We start from the raw sequence: 16,421 nt of genomic DNA, 5'->3' as shown, positions 1-16,421 counted from the left end.
TAGGTTATAGTAAGAAGTGAAGTGCCGCACTGCATCAAACAGTCGTCACGGATGCAGGTGGACGAAGGCATATTCACCTGGAGGAACGTCGATTATGAGAAACGTCGAACGCATCACCTCGGTTAAAAGCGAACTGCTCGACATCTTTATGAGTATGCAAGTAGATGAACATGCCCAGCGTCAGCGCAGCGCTGCCCAGCGTAGCCTAAGAGCGCGTCGTGGGATTGAATTGCATCGAGAATTTCAGAAGCTATCGCGGGACATCGCCCCCTTGCCCGATGAAGATCGGCAAGAGAGCGAATTGCACTGAGGTTAGCAAACAGCAGGGAAGTGACGGCTTACCTTAAATAAGCCCTGTCACGAACACCGCAATAACGCCAGCGGGCGCTACATAGCGCGCGATGATGTTCCATACGCTTTTACCGGTCGCTGAAAGTTCAAGCTCGGCTTCGACACTTTTGCGATCCAGGCACCAAGCGGCGAAGAGAATCGCGCCTAGTCCGGTTAGCGGCAGCATTATTTTGCTGGTCAGCGTATCCAGCAGATCGAACACGCCCAGTCCAAACATGAGCGGTTCGCTCCATACGTTGAACGATAGCAGAGCCGCAATGCCGAGCAACCAAGCCCCCACGCCGGCCACAACAGTTGCCATGACACGTCTGAGCGGCGTGCGCTCTTCAATAAACTCAACTACGGGCTCAAGCAGTGAAATCGCCGAAGTCAGCGCCGCAAACGTAAGCAGCAAGAAGAACATCAAGCCTAGGATCAAGCCACCATCCATATTGCCAAATGCTAGCGGCAGAGTGACGAAAATCAGCCCAGGGCCTGAGGCAAGATCCAGGTTGTTGGCAAACACAATCGGGAAAATGGCTAAACCGGCGCCTAGGGCAATGACGGTGTCCATGATGATGACCGTGCGGGCGGTTTGTAGCAGGTTGATCTCTTTGCCCAAGTAAGAGCCGTAAGCCATCATGATGCCCATACCCAGTGAGAGGGTGAAGAAGGCGTGACCTAAGGCGGCCAGCACGGTTTCTGCGCTGAGCTTGCTCCAGTCCGGGTTGAACATGTACGTCAACGCTTCACCAAAGTGGCCGGTCGACATGCCGTAACCGATCAGCACAACGAGCAGCAGCGCGAGTACTGGCATTAGAATGCGTACAGCGCCTTCAAGCCCTTTGGTAACACCGCGGGCGACAATGCCAATCACCAGTAGCATAAAGATCGAATGGCCCAACAGCAGTAAGCTTGGGTTACTCAGCATGCCATTAAACAGGGCGCCAATCCCGTCGGCGTCTTGACCGCTAAAGGCACCGCTCACTGAGTTAACGGTGTAGTAGAGCGACCAGCCACCAATCACGCTGTAAAACGACAAAATCAAAAAGGCCCCAACAATGCCGCTAATGCCGACAATGGCCCATGCTTTTGGCTTGTTTGCGGTGCGGGCCAGTTCTGACATCGTGCTGGCAGGGTTCTTCTGTCCACGCCGCCCCAGTAGCCACTCGGAGACGAGAATAGGCAAGCCAATCAGCGCGATACAAAGTAAATACACAAAGACGAAAGCAGCGCCGCCGCTTTCACCCACCATATACGGAAATTTCCATATATTCCCTAGACCCACCGCTGAACCAGCGGCGGCCAGCACAAAGGTCATTCGCGATGACCACTGCGCATGCGCAAGCTTCGCCATACATCACCCATTAAGTCGATTGTTGTGTAAGTCACTACGTGTTGAGCACGCTAGTTATCGGAAAATGGAGTCATTGCTGACGTCCTTTTCCAAAAGTAAGCGCAATTTATCTGATCAACCGCAAGCATGCCAGTTAGCTCACCTAAAAAGGTGGTCTAAAAGAGTTGGCTTTGCTTTTCACCTGCAAAGGGCTCAAGCGAGGGTAAGGGCGTCTCCTCTCCGAGGGCGTTATAAAGTAGCCGAGCCATGTGAGGAGACTCACGGTTATCTGCAGTATGCACAAATAAGAAAGGGGTTTTCCCCTGATTTATCCACAGCTTTAGACGAGCCTTCCAAGCGGTGAAGTAGTCACTATTTATTGTTTTGTCAATATGGCCAATAAAGCGAATCACCGGATAATTTGCCGTGGAAAGCACGTGTAGTGGGAGTTTTGGCTTTTCTTGCTGGGCATGAGCCAGGCCCATATGGTCATTTGGCGGGGTTGAGAAGAGCGGACGGACGTCGAGCATCACGCGGTTGGCCGAATAAGTTATCAACAGGCGGTTAAGGGCGATTTCAGCGGCCCCTTTGTGGAAAAAATCAGGATGGCGTACTTCTACCGCGCAAGGCAAATGAGCAGGCCAATCGGCGAGTAACGCTTCCAGCTGAGGGAGTTCTTGAGGGCCAAAATCGCGCGGTAGTTGAACCATGGTGGGTCCAAAGCGATCGTGCAGCGGTTCAAGGGCGGCTAAAAATGCCCATGCGTCTTCTAAATGGGTAAGCCGTTGATCGTGAGTGACGGTTGCCGGTAATTTAAAACAAAAACGAAAGTGGGGTGGCGCCTGGCGTGCCCAAGCGGCCACGGTTTCCGGTTTTGGAATACCGCTATAAAACGTAGTGTTACCTTCAACGCTCGAAAACACCGCGGCATAATCGCTTAATAGCTCGGTTTTGGCATGGCGCGGATAAAGGCTGCCGAGCCAGTCTTGATTGGCCCACATGGGCAAACCTAAATAAAGCGGAAGCGTCATTGATGGCGTGCCTAGGTTCATAAGATCAAGCGCTAATGTAACAGTTTAAAATACCTACTCGTTAAGGTGAGGGGGCTTTTAGGTGTAGCAAGGTGCGGAAAAAGTGAAATTGTTAAGGCACCGATAGCGCTACTATGTAGATATAGCCTTCTATGGGCAGATATAGCCGTTTATAAATAGGACAATTCCATGAGTTCAGCGTACGTTAGCAGTGATGAAATCCGCGACCAATTTTCCAGCGCAATGTCAGCGATGTATCAGCAGGAAGTGCCGCAATACGGCACCTTGTTGTCGCTGGTCGAGGCTGTTAATCGAGAGATGCTAGCTGCTAATCCAGAACTTAACGGTGCGCTGCAGGAGGGCGACGAGCTGGCCCGCATCAATGTTGAACGCCACGGCGCGATTCGCGTGGGCAGCGCTAACGAGCTTGCCATGCTACGGCGAATGTTCGCAGTAATGGGAATGGAGCCGGTGGGCTATTACGACCTGGCGGCGGCGGGCGTGCCGGTGCACTCCACGGCATTTCGTCCGGTCGCCGATCGTGCGCTCAAACGGAATCCCTTTCGCGTCTTTACCTCGCTGCTGCGCCTGGAACTCATCGAAAAGGCCGAACTCCGCGAACAGGCAAGCGCCATTTTAAGCTCACGGGATATTTTTACTGCTAATGTGAAAACGCTCATTGAACGCTTCGAGCAGCAGGGTGGGCTTAGCGCCGCCGATGCCGAGCAGTTCGTTCAGGAAGCGCTGGAAACGTTCCGTTGGCATGACAACGCCACGGTCGATTTGGCTACTTATGACCGTTTGCATAATGAGCATCGCCTGATCGCCGACGTGGTCTGTTTCCGCGGCCCGCACATTAATCACCTAACGCCGCGCACGTTAGACATTGACGAAGTGCAGCGGCGCATGCCCAGTGTCGGCATTGACCCTAAAGCGACTATCGAAGGACCTCCTCGTCGTAATTGCCCGATACTGCTGCGTCAAACCAGCTTTAAAGCGTTAGAGGAGACCATCGCTTTCGCTGATGCCGCCGAGGGCAAGCACACCGCTCGCTTTGGTGAAATCGAGCAGCGCGGTATCGCCTTAACCCATAAGGGGCGTGCGCTCTATGATCGCCTGCTAGCGGCTGCCCGAGAAAATGCACCGACGGCTGCGGATAACGACGCCCATCAGGCGCATCTAGCCGAAGTGTTTAAGGCCTTCCCTGATGATTACGCTACGCTACATCGTGACGGGCTAGCGTTTTTTCATTATCAGGCGGCCCAGGGTGCATCTGTAGCAGGATCAGTGACGTTAGAGCAGGTGGAAAGCCTGATCGAACAAGGCGCTCTCACGATAGCACCCATGATTTATGAAGACTTCTTACCTGTTAGCGCGGCCGGAATTTTCCAGTCCAACTTGGGTGGAAGCAGCCATGAAAATTACACCAGTAGTGCAAGTCAGCAGCAGTTTGAGCAGGCTTTAGGGGCTAAAGTAACTGATGAGATTGAGCTGTATGCCCAGCGCCAGCAGGCATCGCTTGAACAGGCGCTAGCGCAATTGGCGGGTTAAGTGATAGAACAGCTGATCGACTAATGCAGTTGTTCAGATGAGCTAACTCGCCAATTTAGATGGCAAGGCAAAGAGTGGAGAAGTCATGAGTCAAGGCAAGGTATTGGTATTACATGGGCCCAATCTAAATTTGCTGGGTACTCGCCAGCCGGAGATATACGGCTACGAGACATTAGAGGATGTGAATAACATTCTGCGGGAGAGAGCGGTGATGGCCGACTGGGATATACAATGCCTTCAGAGCAACCACGAAGGAGAGTTAATCGACGCCATTCACGTCGCGCGTCTTGATGGCACCCAAGCAATTATTATCAATCCTGCTGCTTATACGCATACCTCAGTGGCGATTCTTGATGCACTCAATGCTTTTGATGGCAAAGTGATTGAGGTGCATTTGTCGAATGTGCACAAACGTGAAGCCTTTCGGCACCACTCCTACGTTTCACTGCGTGCTGATGGTGTGATTGCTGGCTTAGGTGTGCAAGGTTATCGTGCGGCGTTAGACGCGGTAATGGTTAATTAATATGCGAACGTATTTGCGCGACTTTATCTTGGAGCACCGGTAAGTAAATATTAATCAACGTGTCGAGGTCGACCCGAGCCGCGTTGGTACTAATATTGATTGCGCCCATTAAGTGCTGCTTGGCATCAAAAACTGGAACAGCGATAGAGCGTAACCCAGAGTCTAGCTCTTGATCAGAAATCGCATAGCCTTGTTGCCGTGCGTTAACTATTTGTCTGCGTAATTCTTTAACATCAGTTACCGTTTTATCGGTGTAGGGCTCTAAAGAAATCGACGATAGAAAATGATCAAGAGCCGTATCGTTGAGCTGAGCAAGAAGTATGCGCCCCATAGAAGTATGAGCTGCTGGCAGTCGGGTGCCCACTGAAAGTGTGATCGCCATTAAGCGATGTTTGGCTGCCGAGCGGGCGACATAGATAACATCATTACCATCTAACACGCCAAGTGACGATGACTCCCCCGTTTCAGCGGTAATATCTTCTAAATAGTGTTGAATAACGTCTCTGTAATTATTAGCCGATAAAAATGCATAGCCGAGCTGAAGGACGCGAGGTGCTAATTCAAAGTAACGCTGTTGCTTACGCACGAAGCCCAGTGCATGTAGGGTGAGTAAGAAACGCCTAGCTTTTGCTCTATTCATTCCCGTCCGCGTTGCGACCTCGCTCAATGTCATACGCGGGTGTTCGTGATCGAATGCCTGTATTACCTCTAAGCCGCTGGCTAATGCTGTTACAAAATCACGGCTATCTTCACTCAACATCTCTTCCTGCATTGTTATCATCCCTTACCTTAACGTTTGATAGAAAAGATTAGCGCAAAAATGTTCGCATTGCGAACTTGTGCGTTATTAAAGCCTTTCCGACGGCATGCTGCGGCCCCTAAAACGCTTTTTGATACTCCCTGCTACTAAAGTTGTGTTTTTTAATAGACTGGCAACAAAGTAACCTCACCGATCAGATTACGAATACATGTACGTATTGCGAACAATAATTAAGCATAATAATGGCTAAACAACGCATAGGAAGAAAAATGAAAAAACTCCTTGGCTCTGCATATCTGGCTGCTTGTGGAAGCGCTCTGGCGCTCGGCCTTACCGTTACCTCTGTCAGCGCTGATGAGTGGCCGACAAATGATGTACGCTTGGTAGTGCCTTACGCTCCTGGCGGCACTACCGATGTACTGTCGCGTCGCGTTGCCGATCTTCTTCAGCAAGAACTCGACACTAATGTCATTGTAGAAAATCGCCCCGGCGCAGGTTCTACGGTCGGAACCGGGCGTCTCGCTCGCGGTGGCCGCGATGCTGAACACACCATTTTGATGGCCTCGCCAGGGCACACCATTGGTGCTGCCATCTATCCAGATCTTAGCTACGATCCGGTCGAAGATTTCGTTTTCCTGCAAAACATGGTCGACATACCTAACGTCATGGTGGTCCCTGCAGACAGCCCTTATGAAAGCGTTATTGAGTTCGTAGAAGCGGCTAAAGAAGAAAGCATGACCTTCAGTCACAGTGGCGTGGGTAGCTCCATTCATATGTCGGGCGAACTGTTCAAAACACTGACCGAAACCAACCTGACGGCAGTGCCTTTTGCTGGCAGTGGTGCGGCGCTTCCGGCGTTGCTGGGTGGCGATGTTGATGTGGCGTTCGAGAATATGCCGACGGTGCTTTCGCATATACGTTCCGGTGATCTACGGGCGCTTGCAGTCACTTCTGCCGAACGCTCCGAGTATCTGCCCGATGTCCCGACACTGTCAGAAATCGGTGAATACAACCTTGACCAGTTCATCACGACTGCCTGGTTCGGTCTGATAGCACACAACTCCTTCCCGGAAGAAGCTCAAAGCGTCATGCAAGATGCACTGGCCAAGGTGATGGAGCGCGAAGAGTTTGTGGACTTCGCGGACCAACTGGGTGCTGAGCCGGGTCAAGTGTCGGGTGAAGAGTTCAAGCAGTTCATTGTTGAAGACTTGGAGCGTTGGGAAAACGTAGCTGAGCAGGCGGGTATTAGCCAGTAAGCAAGGCAGCCTTTGATCTAACGGAGAGGCGAGGGCAAGCGTCCTCGCCTCTCTTGTTTCAAAGTCTTTTAGCTCTATATCTCTTAGCTCTATATTACTTGGTTCTTTGGAGAAGGCAGTGATGACTACCTCGGATTATAAGCGCAGCGTGAAAGACCCGGCTGACGTATTGGCGGGCGTTATTCTGCTTTGCTTTTCCATTGCGCTGGTCTTTTATCTGGTGCCTAACTACATCAATGAACCGCCCATCATGCAAAACCCCATGATGTCGCCTCGTTGGCTGCCAGAAATTGTTGGCTGGTTGATACTGCTGTTTTCTATCCTGCTCATCCTGCAAGGCTTCCTGTTAGACAGAAGCAGTGAGGAGGATGAACGAAATATTGAGAAGGGTTCGACGCGGCGCTTTGTATTGATGGTGGGCGCCCTGTTGATATATGTCGCTTTGTTTGAATCGATGGGAGCGGTGTTTACCGGCATTCTCGCGACGCTGGTGCTGTTTGTGGCGCACCCTGTTCGCACGTGGTGGGTCTATAGCATGGCATTTGTATTTCCTATCGTTGTGACATTCATATTTGTAGAAGTCATGAATGTGCCGCTTCCGATATCGCCAATCGGCTTCTGATTGGCTACTTATTCTGCTGGGTGATCTATGGAAAATTTTTCGGAAGTCATAGAGTTATTCTTTAGTTTAGATAACTTCATCGCTATCGCTGTGGGGGTCGTCATCGGCGTGGTGGTGGGGTCGATTCCTGGCTTGACCGCCACGATGGCGGTGGCACTGGCATTGCCCTTTACCTTCTCCATGCAGCCTGTCGCCGCTATTTTGCTGCTGGTAGGTATCTATAAAGGGGGAATGTACGGTGGTTCAATTACGGCCATTTTGATAAGAACCCCCGGATCACCTGCCTCCGCCTGTACCTTGTTGGACGGCTACCCCATGGCGCAACAGGGGCATGCGAAGAAGGCACTTAAGACAGCACTTTATTCGTCGGTCATTGCCGACTTCATCTCTAATATTGCCCTGATCTTTTTTGCTGCCTATTTGGCAAAAATTGCCCTGAACTTTGGCGCGCCAGAGTTTTTCTGGCTGATCTGCTTTTCGCTTACCATCATTATTTCTTTGGCCAGCGGCTCTATGATCAAGGGCTTGATGGCAGCGCTATTGGGTATTCTGCTTTCCCTGGTAGGGCTGGATGAAGTCTTCGGTTCTCAACGGTTTACCTTTGGCAATTACAACTTGATGGACAGCATCTCCTTTATCCCGCTGTTGATTGGTCTGTTTGCCATCCCCGAGATTATAGAGTTCTACCGCAAAAAAGCGCTTCCTCATATTAAGGCTAAGGCGAGCGGTGCCGGTCTTGCTTTTTCTGAGCTGAAGCGCTGCATGACCACCATTGTGCGGGGCAGTTTGATTGGCGTGATTATTGGGGCAATCCCAGGTACTGGCGCTACTGCGGCTGCTTTTATTTCCTATAGCGATGCACGTAGGCGGTCGCCCAATAAGGCTAACTTTGGTAAAGGCGAGGTAGAGGGTGTTGCCGCCGCCGAGGCTGGTAATAATGGCGTCGCCGGGGCGACGATGATTCCTCTGCTATCTCTAGGTATTCCAGGGGATGTCATCACGGCCATTATCCTTGGTGCCTTTATGGTTCATGGGCTTACGCCTGGCCCCCTTATGTTCCAAGAGAATCTATCCCTGATCTACGCCCTGTTTATGGGCATTATGTTCAGCTCTGTCGTATTGCTGTTGGTGGGTAATGTGGCCATCAAGTACTTCTCTTTGATTGCTGATATCCCTAAATCTGTCCTCTTTCCCATCGTATTGATGTTCTGCGTTTATGGCGCTTACGCCGTTAATAACGACACCTTTGACATATGGGTGATGATGGCCTTTGGCGTCATGGGCTATATCTTCAATCGCGCCGCGATACCGGCTGCGCCCTTTTTGATCGGGTTTATCCTCGGGCCAATGTTCGAAGATAATCTGCGCCGCTCTTTATTGATCGGACATAACGATCTGTCGATCTTCGTGCGCGGTCCCATTACCTGGGTTTTCATTGCATTGACGGTGGGCTCCATTTCCCTGGCACTCTACCGCTTTATTTCCGCGCGCCGTGAAGCGCGCAATGCTGCCGCCAAATCACAAGAAGTTTGATGTTCTTCGGAGAAGTGCAATGGCGGGACCACTGACAGGGCTGCGGGTACTGGATTTAAGCCGTGTAATGGCTGGCCCCTGGTGTACGCAGATACTGGCCGATATGGGCGCCGAAGTGATTAAAATTGAGCATCCGCTGCTTGGTGACGATACGCGCCATTGGGGGCCTCCCTGGTTAAAAGATAAAGAGGGCAACGATACTCGCGAGTCGGCCTACTACCTTTCCGCTAATCGCGGCAAGCATTCGGTGACCGTGGATATTGGTCAGCCGGAAGGCCAGGCGCTGGTGCGTGAGCTAGCCGCTGAAAGCGATATTCTGGTAGAGAACTTTAAGAGTGGCGGCCTAGCATGCAAGGGGCTCGACTACGCCACATTAGAGGCGATTAATCCGAGTTTGATTTACTGCTCAATTACCGGGTTCGGGCAGACGGGGCCAATGGCCTCCATGGCGGGCTATGACTACTTGATCCAAGCGCAGGCTGGGTTAATGAGTATTACCGGCGCGGCAGACGGTGAACCCGGAGCCGGGCCACAGCGGGTGGGTATGGCCGTCTCCGACCTGACCACGGGCATGAATGCCACCATTGCCATCCTCGGCGCGTTGCATCACCGGCACGCTACCGGCCTGGGGCAATATATTGATATGGCGCTGCTGGATGTTCAGGTCAGTTGGTTGGCTAATCAGGCGCTTAATTACTTCTGCAGCGGCACCCCGCCAACCCGCACCGGTGAGTATCACCCCAACCTGGTGCCTTATCAGCCATTCCCTACCGCGGACGGCGAAAAGGTTATTATTGCCATTGGCAACGATGGCCAGTTCAAGCGTTTCTGTGAGGCAGTGGGGCGGCCCGAGCTAGCCGTTGATCCCCGTTTTAGCACCAACCCCGAGCGGGTCAAACATCGACTCGAGTTGATTCCGCTTATGGTGCAGATTACTCAGCGTCGTACCAGCCATGAATGGATAGAGATGCTGGGTGCCATTAGTGTGCCCTGCGGGCCGATCCAGAATATTGCCCAGGTCTTTGCTGACCCTCAGGTTCAAGCGCGGAATATGCAGATTGAGCTGGAAACCGACACCGGTACAGTGCCCGGGGTGGCCAATCCGATCAAATACTCCAGAACACCCTTGGAGTATCACAAGCCACCGCCGCGACTGGGTGAAGATACCGATAGCGTGTTGGAGCGCTTATTGCACAAAGGCGCTGAGGAAATTAGCGCCTTACGCCAAAAGGGCGTAGTGAAATAAGCCATTGGTTTGCCTAACCGACCGTTACACCGCCGCACACGAAAAGGGTTTGGCCGGTGATGAAGCCGCTGCGTTCGTCACAGAAGAAACTGATGGCTTGGGCCACGTCTTCAGGCTGACCCATGCGCTGTAGCGGGATATTATCGATGATGCGGCGAGCGCGCTCGGAGTCGGGCGGGTTGTTCTGCCAGAAGGCGCTGGTGGCGATAGGCCCAGGGGCAACGCAGTTGACCGTGATGCCGTGTTCAGCCAGCTCCAGCGCCCAGGTGCGGGCCATGGATTGCAGCGCGCCTTTGGTGGCGCTATAGATTGAGCGCGCCTCTTTGCCCAGCACCACACGGCTAGTATTCAGCACGATGCGGCCCATGCCGTTTGCCTTCATCGCAGGTAGCAGCGCCTGGGTGCAGATCAATGCCGAACGTACGTTCAGATGCATTAATTTGTCGAAGTCCTCAAGCTTTGCCTCTTCAATCAGCGCAGGCGCAACGATACCGACGTTATTGACCAACCGAGTCACCGTATAACGCTCGGCGATTTCTGCCATGACACGGCGAGTAGCGTCTGCATCAGCCAGATCGACCTGATAAGCATCGGCTTGCAGGGTCGGCGCTTCGGGCTCGACGATATCCACCACAATAACGTGATAGCCATCCTGCTGAAGACGCAGGGCAATAGCTTGGCCGATATTTCTTGCCCCGCCGGTCACGACGGCGCAGTGAAGTTGAGAAGTCGGTTGGCTCATTGTTGTTATCCTTGTTCGCGATAAAACTGTTTTTTAAAACGCCATTAGCCCTGACATGGTCATTAACCAGATGATCAGGCTAAGCGTGAAGAAGGAGGCCACTGTTGCCACCAGCATCGTGGCAGCACTTACACCGCCTAAGCCATAGCGCTGCCCCAGTAGCGGGTAAATACTAATCATCGGTGCGGCGGCGAAGAGCACGGCACCCACCATGTAGAGAGGATCAATGCCGGGGATAATCAAAAATGCGATTAAGATGACGAGTGGGTGAATGATCAGTTTACCGATCACAATTTGCCCCACGTCTTTGGTCATACCTTTAACCTGCAGGCCAAACAGCGCGCCGCCGATGACAAAGAGAGCCGCCGGACCTGCGGCATTGGCCAGCATATCAATGGCTTTAAACAGCGGAACAGGAATTTGTAGTCCTGTGACGGCTAAAAAAATACCGATCAGTAAGCCCATAAGAACAGGATTTTTGGCCAGGCTCAGGGCGGTCTGCTTAACGGTTTTCCATACGCTGACCCCTTGCTGAGAAGCCATTTCAGCCAAGATGAGTGCAGCGGGAATAATAATCAGCGTTTCAATGACCATGTTCAGCGCCAAAAGCACCGCAGCAGGTGAGCCAATCACCATAACGGCGACGGGGTAGCCAACAAAGCCACTGTTGGCCGCTGCCATACCCAGCGCCTGCATAGCGCTGGCATTGAGAGGTTGACGCTGATACTTCAGGGTGAGCAGCAGCCCGCCCCCAAATACCACTACTGTGCCCAATCCATAGGCCACCAAATAGTTGATTTGCAGTATTTCCTCTAAAGGGTGCTGGGTTAACGCTCTGATAACCAGCGCAGGCAGTGCGAAGTACAGCACAAAAACGCTAACACCTTGCATCTGTTCACGTTGTATAAGCCCGCTCCACCTAGCGATATAACCCGTGCTGATCAATAGAAAAATAGGGGTAGTAATGGCAAGAATAGCGAGCATAGAGTCTCTGTCTTGTCGGTGATGGAAAAGTAAACATAGCCCCGAATATCAGACCAATTTAGCATGGCGTTCGAATCACGAACAATTGTACGTTTGTTCAGTGTGGTACCGCCGTTGCTTCCATTAACGAGGTTTATTTATGCCCGCTGCGTTTTTAAAGCATCCGTTTATGAGTCAGCACGCATTAGCTGAGGGTGACGACGAGGCCATGGTGAATGCCATGCTGGCCTTTGAGTTGGCATTAGCAGAAGTGCAAGAAGCCAGCGGTGCCATGCCGAATGGCGTTAGCCAGCAAATGCGCGCGCTAATGCAAAGCGCCACCTTCAATATCGCCGACATAGAGGAGGGTATCGCCAGCGGTGGCAATGTGGCTATCCCCTTCGTAAAACAGAGCCGTGCGCTGCTCGCCGATGACCTCAAGCGCTACTGGCACCAGGGGGCGACGAGCCAGGATGTGGTCGACTCCGCGCTGATGCTGCTGCTTAAACCGCGCTTAGCGGCGCTGGATGACTTACTGCTGCGCTGCCGTTCGGCGTCGATAGCGCTGATGGATGCTCATATCGACACGCCCATGGTGGGACGCACCTTAATGCAGCAGGCGCTGCCAATCACCTTTGGGGTCAAGGTGGCTCACTGGGCAATTGGTCTGGAGCAAACGCGCCGCCGTTTAAGCGCTATTGAGCTACCCGTTCAGTTTGGTGGTGCGGTGGGCGTGCACTCGGGTTGGGATAACCTCGGGCTTGAGTGGATGGATGCATTGGCCGAGCGGTTAGGCTTGGCGGTGCCGGTACTGCCCTGGCATACCGACCGCTACCCGATCCATGCCCTCGGCACGGCGTTTGATGCCGTTGCCGGGGCCGCTGAAAAAATCGCCCTGGATGTCTCGCTGCTTACCCAAACCGAAGTAGGTGAAGTAGCAGAACCCTCCGCGCCAGGGATGGGGGAGTCGTCATCCATGCCCCATAAGCGTAACCCGGTACGCAGCGCGCTGATCCGCGGCGCGGCGCGGCAAGTGCATGGCCATACCAGCGTGTTGATCAATGCTGCCGCTCAGCCCCTTGAGCGTGGCTTGGGCGAGTGGCATGCGGAGTGGGCGCCGTTGATGGAGAGCGCTCTGCTGGTAGAAGGTGCGCTAGAGCAAGTGGCCGTGCTGCTGGAGGGACTCGAGGTGTACCCCGACAACATGTGGCGCAACCTGGCGGCCACCGGTGGCGGCATTATGGCCGAGCCAGTCGCACGTTTGCTGGCACCGACGCTAGGCGTGGAGAAAGCCAAAGAGGTCAGCGCGGAAGCGGCAGAAACCTCACGCCAGACAGCACGTCCCTCTTCAGAGGTGCTTGCCGAGCATCCTGATGTGAAAGGGATCGTAGACCCCGATGCGCTGCGTAATGCCTGCGACCCCGCTTTATACCTTGGTAGCAGCGCAGCCCAGGTCATGCGCACTACAAAATGGCTAGAATCCCAATAAGCGTATTTAAAAACAAAGCGTTAAGTGCGGCCGTGAAATGAGTGATGGGTTCGGCAGGTCGTTAGGCGGGCGCGGTTGGGTTTGACCCAATTAATGTTCAGCAGTAGATTGTTCGTATAGAGGATCTATGTTCGCTCAACGAACAATCTGCTGCAGTTCACTAACCAGTACACCAATGACCCGCTAAGAGGCACCCATCATGGCCGAGTTTCTCAGCTTGCATGACGCGGTAGCGCGCTACGTCCAAGACGGCGCCACCGTGGCCATGGAAGGTTTTACCCACCTGATTCCGTTTGCCGCTGGTCACGAAGTGATCCGCCAGAAAAAGCGCGACCTGACCCTGATCCGCATGACCCCCGATATCATCTACGATCAGATGATTGGCGCTGGCTGCGCTAAAAAGGTGATCTTCTCCTGGGGTGGTAACCCCGGCGTGGGCTCGCTGCATCGACTGCGTGACGCGGTTGAGAAAGGCTGGCCGCGCAAGATCGAGATTCTTGAGCACAGCCACGCCGCCATGGCCTGTGCCTTTGAAGCGGGTGCCGCCGGTCTACCGCTGGCGGTTTTTCGCGGCTACATCGGTAGCGAACTGCCCAGCGTCAACGATCAAATCAAATTCATCGAGTGCCCGTTTACCGGTGAACGCCTGGCCGCTGTGCCTTCGGTGCGCCCGGACGTTTCGATCATCCACGCCCAGCGGGCGGATCGCCAGGGCAACGTGCTGGTAGAAGGTATCGTGGGCGTACAGAAAGAGGCAGTCTTGGCTGCCAAGAACAGCATCGTGACGGTGGAAGAGATCGTCGATGACCTCAACGCCCACCCGAATGCCTGTGTGATTCCCAGCTGGGCCATCAGCGCCATTGCGGTAGCTGAGAAAGGCGCGCTGCCCTCGTACACCCACGGCTATTACGGCCGCAGCAACCGCTTCTATAAAGAGTGGGATGCCATCGCCCGCGATCGCGACACCTTTACCCAGTGGCTCGTCGACAACGTCTTTAACGCTGTCCAAAATCATGCAGGGGAGAACAGCTAATGAGTCTCGAATATACCTCTTCTGAAATGATGTCGGTGACCGCCGCACGGGCGCTGGAAAACGGCATGACCTGTTTTGTAGGCATCGGGCTGCCCTCTGAAGCCGCGAATTTGGCGCGTCTGACCCACGCCCCTGATGTAGTGCTGATTTACGAGTCCGGCACGTTGCAGACCAAGCCGGATATTCTGCCGTTGTCCATCGGTGACGGTGAGCTGTGCGAATCAGCGCTCACCACCGTGGCGGTGCCAGAGATGTTCCGCTACTGGCTGCAGGGCGGCAAAGTCGATGTGGGCTTTTTAGGCACTGCGCAAATCGACCGTTTTGCTAACCTTAACACCACGCTGATCGGCGATTACAAAGCGCCCAAGGTTCGTCTGCCGGGCGGCGGCGGTGCGCCGGAAATTGCCACCAACGCCGGTGAAGTGTTTATCACTTTGAAGCACTCGAAGCGTGCCTTTGTGAAAGATGTCGACTTTGTCACCACGCTAGGCTTTGGCCGCGACGGCAAAGGGCGCGACAACGTACCTAATATCGGCAAAGGCCCCACCCGGGTGATCACCGACCTATGCGTGATGAAACCCGACCCGGAGACCAAAGAGCTTGTCGTCGTATCGCTACATCCCGGCGTAACCCGTGAAGACGTCATTGACGCAACCGGCTGGGAAATTCGCTTTGCCGAACAGCTTGAGAGTACCCCAGAGCCCAGCGAAAACGAGCTGACGATTTTGCGTGAGCTCAAAGCGCGCACTGAGCGGGCCCACGCGGACGCATAAAGGAGCTATTTATGAGCGATGTTGTGATGCAAGACGTCTTTCTATGTCATCCCCGCCGCACCGCCGTGGGACGCTTTGGTGGCACCCTGGCCAGCGTACGCCCAGATGATTTCGCCGCGACAATTTTTAAAGCCGTACTGGCAGAAGCGCCGGATCTCGACCCTACTGCCATTGAAGAAGTCTTTATGGGCTGCGCCAACCAGGCCGGGGAAGATAACCGTAACGTGGCGCGTATGTCCTCGCTGCTGGCGGGCATTCCTACCTCAGTGCCCGGCACGACCATGAACCGCCTGTGCGGCTCGGGTATGGACGCGGTGGGCACCGCGTTTCGCGCCATTAAAGCGGGTGAGATGGAGCTGGCGCTGGCAGGCGGCGTGGAGTCCATGTCCCGCGCGCCTTACGTCATGGGCAAGGCCGATAGCGCCTTCGGCCGCAATCAAAAGCTCGAAGACACCACTATTGGCTGGCGCTTGATCAACCCATTGATGAAGAAAGCGTTTGGGGTCGATTCCATGCCGGAGACCGCAGAGAACGTCGCCGAGCAGTTCAATATCTCTCGCGAAGACCAGGATGCCTTTGCCCTGCGCTCCCAGCAGAAAGCTGCTGCCGCTCAAAAAGCGGGGCGCTTTGCCCAGGAGATCACCGCCATTGAGATCCCGCGCCGCAAGCAGGAGCCGCTGTTCTTTGACAAGGACGAGCATCTGCGGGAAACCACCTTGGAAAAGCTGGCAGGTTTGCCCACACCTTTCCGTGAAGGCGGCAGCGTTACCGCAGGCAATGCGTCGGGCGTTAACGACGGTGCGGCGGCGATGCTGGTGGCCAGCGAAGCAGCGGTCAAACAGCATGGTCTTAAGCCGATGGCGAAAATCATCGGCATGGCCACGGCAGGCGTTGAGCCGCGCATTATGGGCTATGGCCCGGTACCGGCAGTGCAGAAGCTACTCAAGCGCACCGGCATCTCGATGGATGAGATCGATGTGTTTGAGTTTAACGAAGCGTTCGCCGCCCAGGCGTTAGCCTGTATGCGCGACCTGGGTCTTAAAGACGACGACCCACGGGTTAACCCCAACGGTGGCGCGATCGCGCTGGGCCACCCGCTGGGCATGTCCGGAGCCCGCCTGTTGTTGACCGCCGCCCATGAGCTGCAAAACAGCGGCAAGCGTTATGCGCTGTGCACCATGTGTGTAGGTGTGGGTCAGGGTATCGCTACGTTGATTGAACGTGTTTAACGGA

16 protein-coding genes are annotated in these 16,421 nt (G+C 54.0%); 11 read left to right on the top strand and 5 right to left on the bottom strand.

The features are described from left to right. Positions 1–94: 94 nt before the first annotated feature. Positions 95–310, top strand: coding sequence for a PA3496 family putative envelope integrity protein (locus Q3Y66_RS19205; protein WP_008956472.1), 216 nt, complete (start codon positions 95–97; stop codon positions 308–310). A 33-nt stretch (positions 311–343) separates the two neighbouring features. On the opposite strand, the gene Q3Y66_RS19200 is transcribed toward Q3Y66_RS19205, so the two are convergent. Together Q3Y66_RS19200 and Q3Y66_RS19195 are read right to left on the bottom strand one after the other, a co-directional pair. Next, positions 344–1,687, bottom strand: a complete 1,344-nt coding sequence (locus Q3Y66_RS19200) for a sodium-dependent transporter (protein WP_008956473.1) — start codon at positions 1,685–1,687, stop codon at positions 344–346. 155 nt (positions 1,688–1,842) lie between these two features. After that, positions 1,843–2,697 carry a DUF72 domain-containing protein gene (locus Q3Y66_RS19195; protein ID WP_008956474.1) on the bottom strand — a complete coding sequence of 285 codons (855 nt, stop codon included), beginning with the start codon at positions 2,695–2,697 and terminating at the stop codon, positions 1,843–1,845. A gap of 189 nt (positions 2,698–2,886) precedes the next feature. On the opposite strand from Q3Y66_RS19195, the gene Q3Y66_RS19190 reads away from it, so the two are divergent. Further along, a complete protein-coding gene (locus tag Q3Y66_RS19190; RefSeq protein ID WP_008956475.1) occupies positions 2,887–4,248 on the top strand; it encodes a VOC family protein in 1,362 nt (453 codons plus the stop codon). An 85-nt stretch (positions 4,249–4,333) separates the two neighbouring features. Continuing rightward, the gene (gene aroQ, locus Q3Y66_RS19185; protein ID WP_008956476.1) at positions 4,334–4,771 is read left to right on the top strand and encodes a type II 3-dehydroquinate dehydratase; all 438 of its coding nucleotides are present in this window, start codon (positions 4,334–4,336) and stop codon (positions 4,769–4,771) included. On the opposite strand, the gene Q3Y66_RS19180 is transcribed toward aroQ, so the two are convergent. After that, positions 4,764–5,543, bottom strand: coding sequence for an IclR family transcriptional regulator C-terminal domain-containing protein (locus Q3Y66_RS19180; RefSeq protein ID WP_008956477.1), 780 nt, complete (start codon positions 5,541–5,543; stop codon positions 4,764–4,766). The genes aroQ and Q3Y66_RS19180 overlap by 8 nt on opposite strands. A 257-nt stretch (positions 5,544–5,800) precedes the next feature. Here Q3Y66_RS19180 and Q3Y66_RS19175 point away from each other — a divergent pair, with 257 nt between their 5' ends. The 4 genes from Q3Y66_RS19175 (at position 5,801) to Q3Y66_RS19160 (ending at position 10,188) form a co-directional block, all read left to right on the top strand. Next, a complete protein-coding gene (locus Q3Y66_RS19175) occupies positions 5,801–6,787 on the top strand; it encodes a tripartite tricarboxylate transporter substrate binding protein (protein ID WP_008956478.1) in 987 nt (328 codons plus the stop codon). Positions 6,788–6,908: 121 nt separating this feature from the next. Beyond that, a complete protein-coding gene (locus tag Q3Y66_RS19170) occupies positions 6,909–7,409 on the top strand; it encodes a tripartite tricarboxylate transporter TctB family protein (protein ID WP_008956479.1) in 501 nt (166 codons plus the stop codon). A 27-nt stretch (positions 7,410–7,436) separates the two neighbouring features. After that, complete coding sequence (locus Q3Y66_RS19165) at positions 7,437–8,942, top strand: tripartite tricarboxylate transporter permease (RefSeq protein WP_008956480.1); 1,506 nt, start codon at positions 7,437–7,439, stop codon at positions 8,940–8,942. A 19-nt stretch (positions 8,943–8,961) separates the two neighbouring features. Next, on the top strand, positions 8,962–10,188 hold the full coding sequence (locus Q3Y66_RS19160; protein WP_008956481.1) for a CaiB/BaiF CoA-transferase family protein: 1,227 nt from the start codon (positions 8,962–8,964) through the stop codon (positions 10,186–10,188). Between the two features lie 13 nt (positions 10,189–10,201). Here the strand turns inward: Q3Y66_RS19160 and Q3Y66_RS19155 are convergent, their stop codons facing one another. Both Q3Y66_RS19155 and Q3Y66_RS19150 read right to left on the bottom strand, forming a co-directional pair. Next, positions 10,202–10,930: an SDR family NAD(P)-dependent oxidoreductase gene (locus Q3Y66_RS19155; RefSeq protein ID WP_008956482.1), complete on the bottom strand. Its 729-nt coding sequence runs from the start codon at positions 10,928–10,930 to the stop codon at positions 10,202–10,204. A gap of 33 nt (positions 10,931–10,963) precedes the next feature. Continuing rightward, positions 10,964–11,914, bottom strand: a complete 951-nt coding sequence (locus Q3Y66_RS19150) for an AEC family transporter (RefSeq protein WP_008956483.1) — start codon at positions 11,912–11,914, stop codon at positions 10,964–10,966. 139 nt (positions 11,915–12,053) lie between these two features. On the opposite strand from Q3Y66_RS19150, the gene Q3Y66_RS19145 reads away from it, so the two are divergent. The 4 genes from Q3Y66_RS19145 (at position 12,054) to pcaF (ending at position 16,417) form a co-directional block, all read left to right on the top strand. Further along, on the top strand, positions 12,054–13,382 hold the full coding sequence (locus Q3Y66_RS19145) for an adenylosuccinate lyase family protein (protein WP_008956484.1): 1,329 nt from the start codon (positions 12,054–12,056) through the stop codon (positions 13,380–13,382). Positions 13,383–13,581: 199 nt separating this feature from the next. Further along, a complete protein-coding gene (locus Q3Y66_RS19140) occupies positions 13,582–14,415 on the top strand; it encodes a CoA transferase subunit A (protein ID WP_008956485.1) in 834 nt (277 codons plus the stop codon). Next, the gene (locus Q3Y66_RS19135; RefSeq protein ID WP_008956486.1) at positions 14,415–15,188 is read left to right on the top strand and encodes a CoA-transferase subunit beta; all 774 of its coding nucleotides are present in this window, start codon (positions 14,415–14,417) and stop codon (positions 15,186–15,188) included. The genes Q3Y66_RS19140 and Q3Y66_RS19135 overlap by 1 nt, the downstream gene beginning before the upstream one ends. A gap of 26 nt (positions 15,189–15,214) precedes the next feature. After that, a complete protein-coding gene (pcaF, locus tag Q3Y66_RS19130; protein WP_035586204.1) occupies positions 15,215–16,417 on the top strand; it encodes a 3-oxoadipyl-CoA thiolase in 1,203 nt (400 codons plus the stop codon). Positions 16,418–16,421 lie beyond the last annotated feature (4 nt).

Source organism: Halomonas sp. HAL1 (assembly GCF_030544485.1).
In the GTDB taxonomy this organism is placed as follows: domain Bacteria; phylum Pseudomonadota; class Gammaproteobacteria; order Pseudomonadales; family Halomonadaceae; genus Vreelandella; species Vreelandella arctica.
The sequence above is the reverse complement of the archived record's forward strand: the minus strand, read 5'-3'. Positions and strand labels throughout refer to the sequence as shown.

What these genes read in the sequence shown, in the direction of transcription:
- Q3Y66_RS19170 (WP_008956479.1), top strand. Translation starts at nt 6,909, where the DNA reads ATGACTACCTCGGATTATAAGCGCAGCGTGAAAGACCCGGCTGACGTA.
- Q3Y66_RS19200 (WP_008956473.1), bottom strand. Translation starts at nt 1,687, where the DNA reads ATGGCGAAGCTTGCGCATGCGCAGTGGTCATCGCGAATGACCTTTGTG.
- Q3Y66_RS19180 (WP_008956477.1), bottom strand. Translation starts at nt 5,543, where the DNA reads ATGCAGGAAGAGATGTTGAGTGAAGATAGCCGTGATTTTGTAACAGCA.
- Q3Y66_RS19195 (WP_008956474.1), bottom strand. Translation starts at nt 2,697, where the DNA reads ATGACGCTTCCGCTTTATTTAGGTTTGCCCATGTGGGCCAATCAAGAC.
- Q3Y66_RS19145 (WP_008956484.1), top strand. Translation starts at nt 12,054, where the DNA reads ATGCCCGCTGCGTTTTTAAAGCATCCGTTTATGAGTCAGCACGCATTA.
- pcaF (WP_035586204.1), top strand. Translation starts at nt 15,215, where the DNA reads ATGCAAGACGTCTTTCTATGTCATCCCCGCCGCACCGCCGTGGGACGC.
- Q3Y66_RS19190 (WP_008956475.1), top strand. Translation starts at nt 2,887, where the DNA reads ATGAGTTCAGCGTACGTTAGCAGTGATGAAATCCGCGACCAATTTTCC.
- aroQ (WP_008956476.1), top strand. Translation starts at nt 4,334, where the DNA reads ATGAGTCAAGGCAAGGTATTGGTATTACATGGGCCCAATCTAAATTTG.
- Q3Y66_RS19150 (WP_008956483.1), bottom strand. Translation starts at nt 11,914, where the DNA reads ATGCTCGCTATTCTTGCCATTACTACCCCTATTTTTCTATTGATCAGC.
- Q3Y66_RS19175 (WP_008956478.1), top strand. Translation starts at nt 5,801, where the DNA reads ATGAAAAAACTCCTTGGCTCTGCATATCTGGCTGCTTGTGGAAGCGCT.
- Q3Y66_RS19155 (WP_008956482.1), bottom strand. Translation starts at nt 10,930, where the DNA reads ATGAGCCAACCGACTTCTCAACTTCACTGCGCCGTCGTGACCGGCGGG.
- Q3Y66_RS19165 (WP_008956480.1), top strand. Translation starts at nt 7,437, where the DNA reads ATGGAAAATTTTTCGGAAGTCATAGAGTTATTCTTTAGTTTAGATAAC.
- Q3Y66_RS19140 (WP_008956485.1), top strand. Translation starts at nt 13,582, where the DNA reads ATGGCCGAGTTTCTCAGCTTGCATGACGCGGTAGCGCGCTACGTCCAA.
- Q3Y66_RS19205 (WP_008956472.1), top strand. Translation starts at nt 95, where the DNA reads ATGAGAAACGTCGAACGCATCACCTCGGTTAAAAGCGAACTGCTCGAC.
- Q3Y66_RS19135 (WP_008956486.1), top strand. Translation starts at nt 14,415, where the DNA reads ATGAGTCTCGAATATACCTCTTCTGAAATGATGTCGGTGACCGCCGCA.
- Q3Y66_RS19160 (WP_008956481.1), top strand. Translation starts at nt 8,962, where the DNA reads ATGGCGGGACCACTGACAGGGCTGCGGGTACTGGATTTAAGCCGTGTA.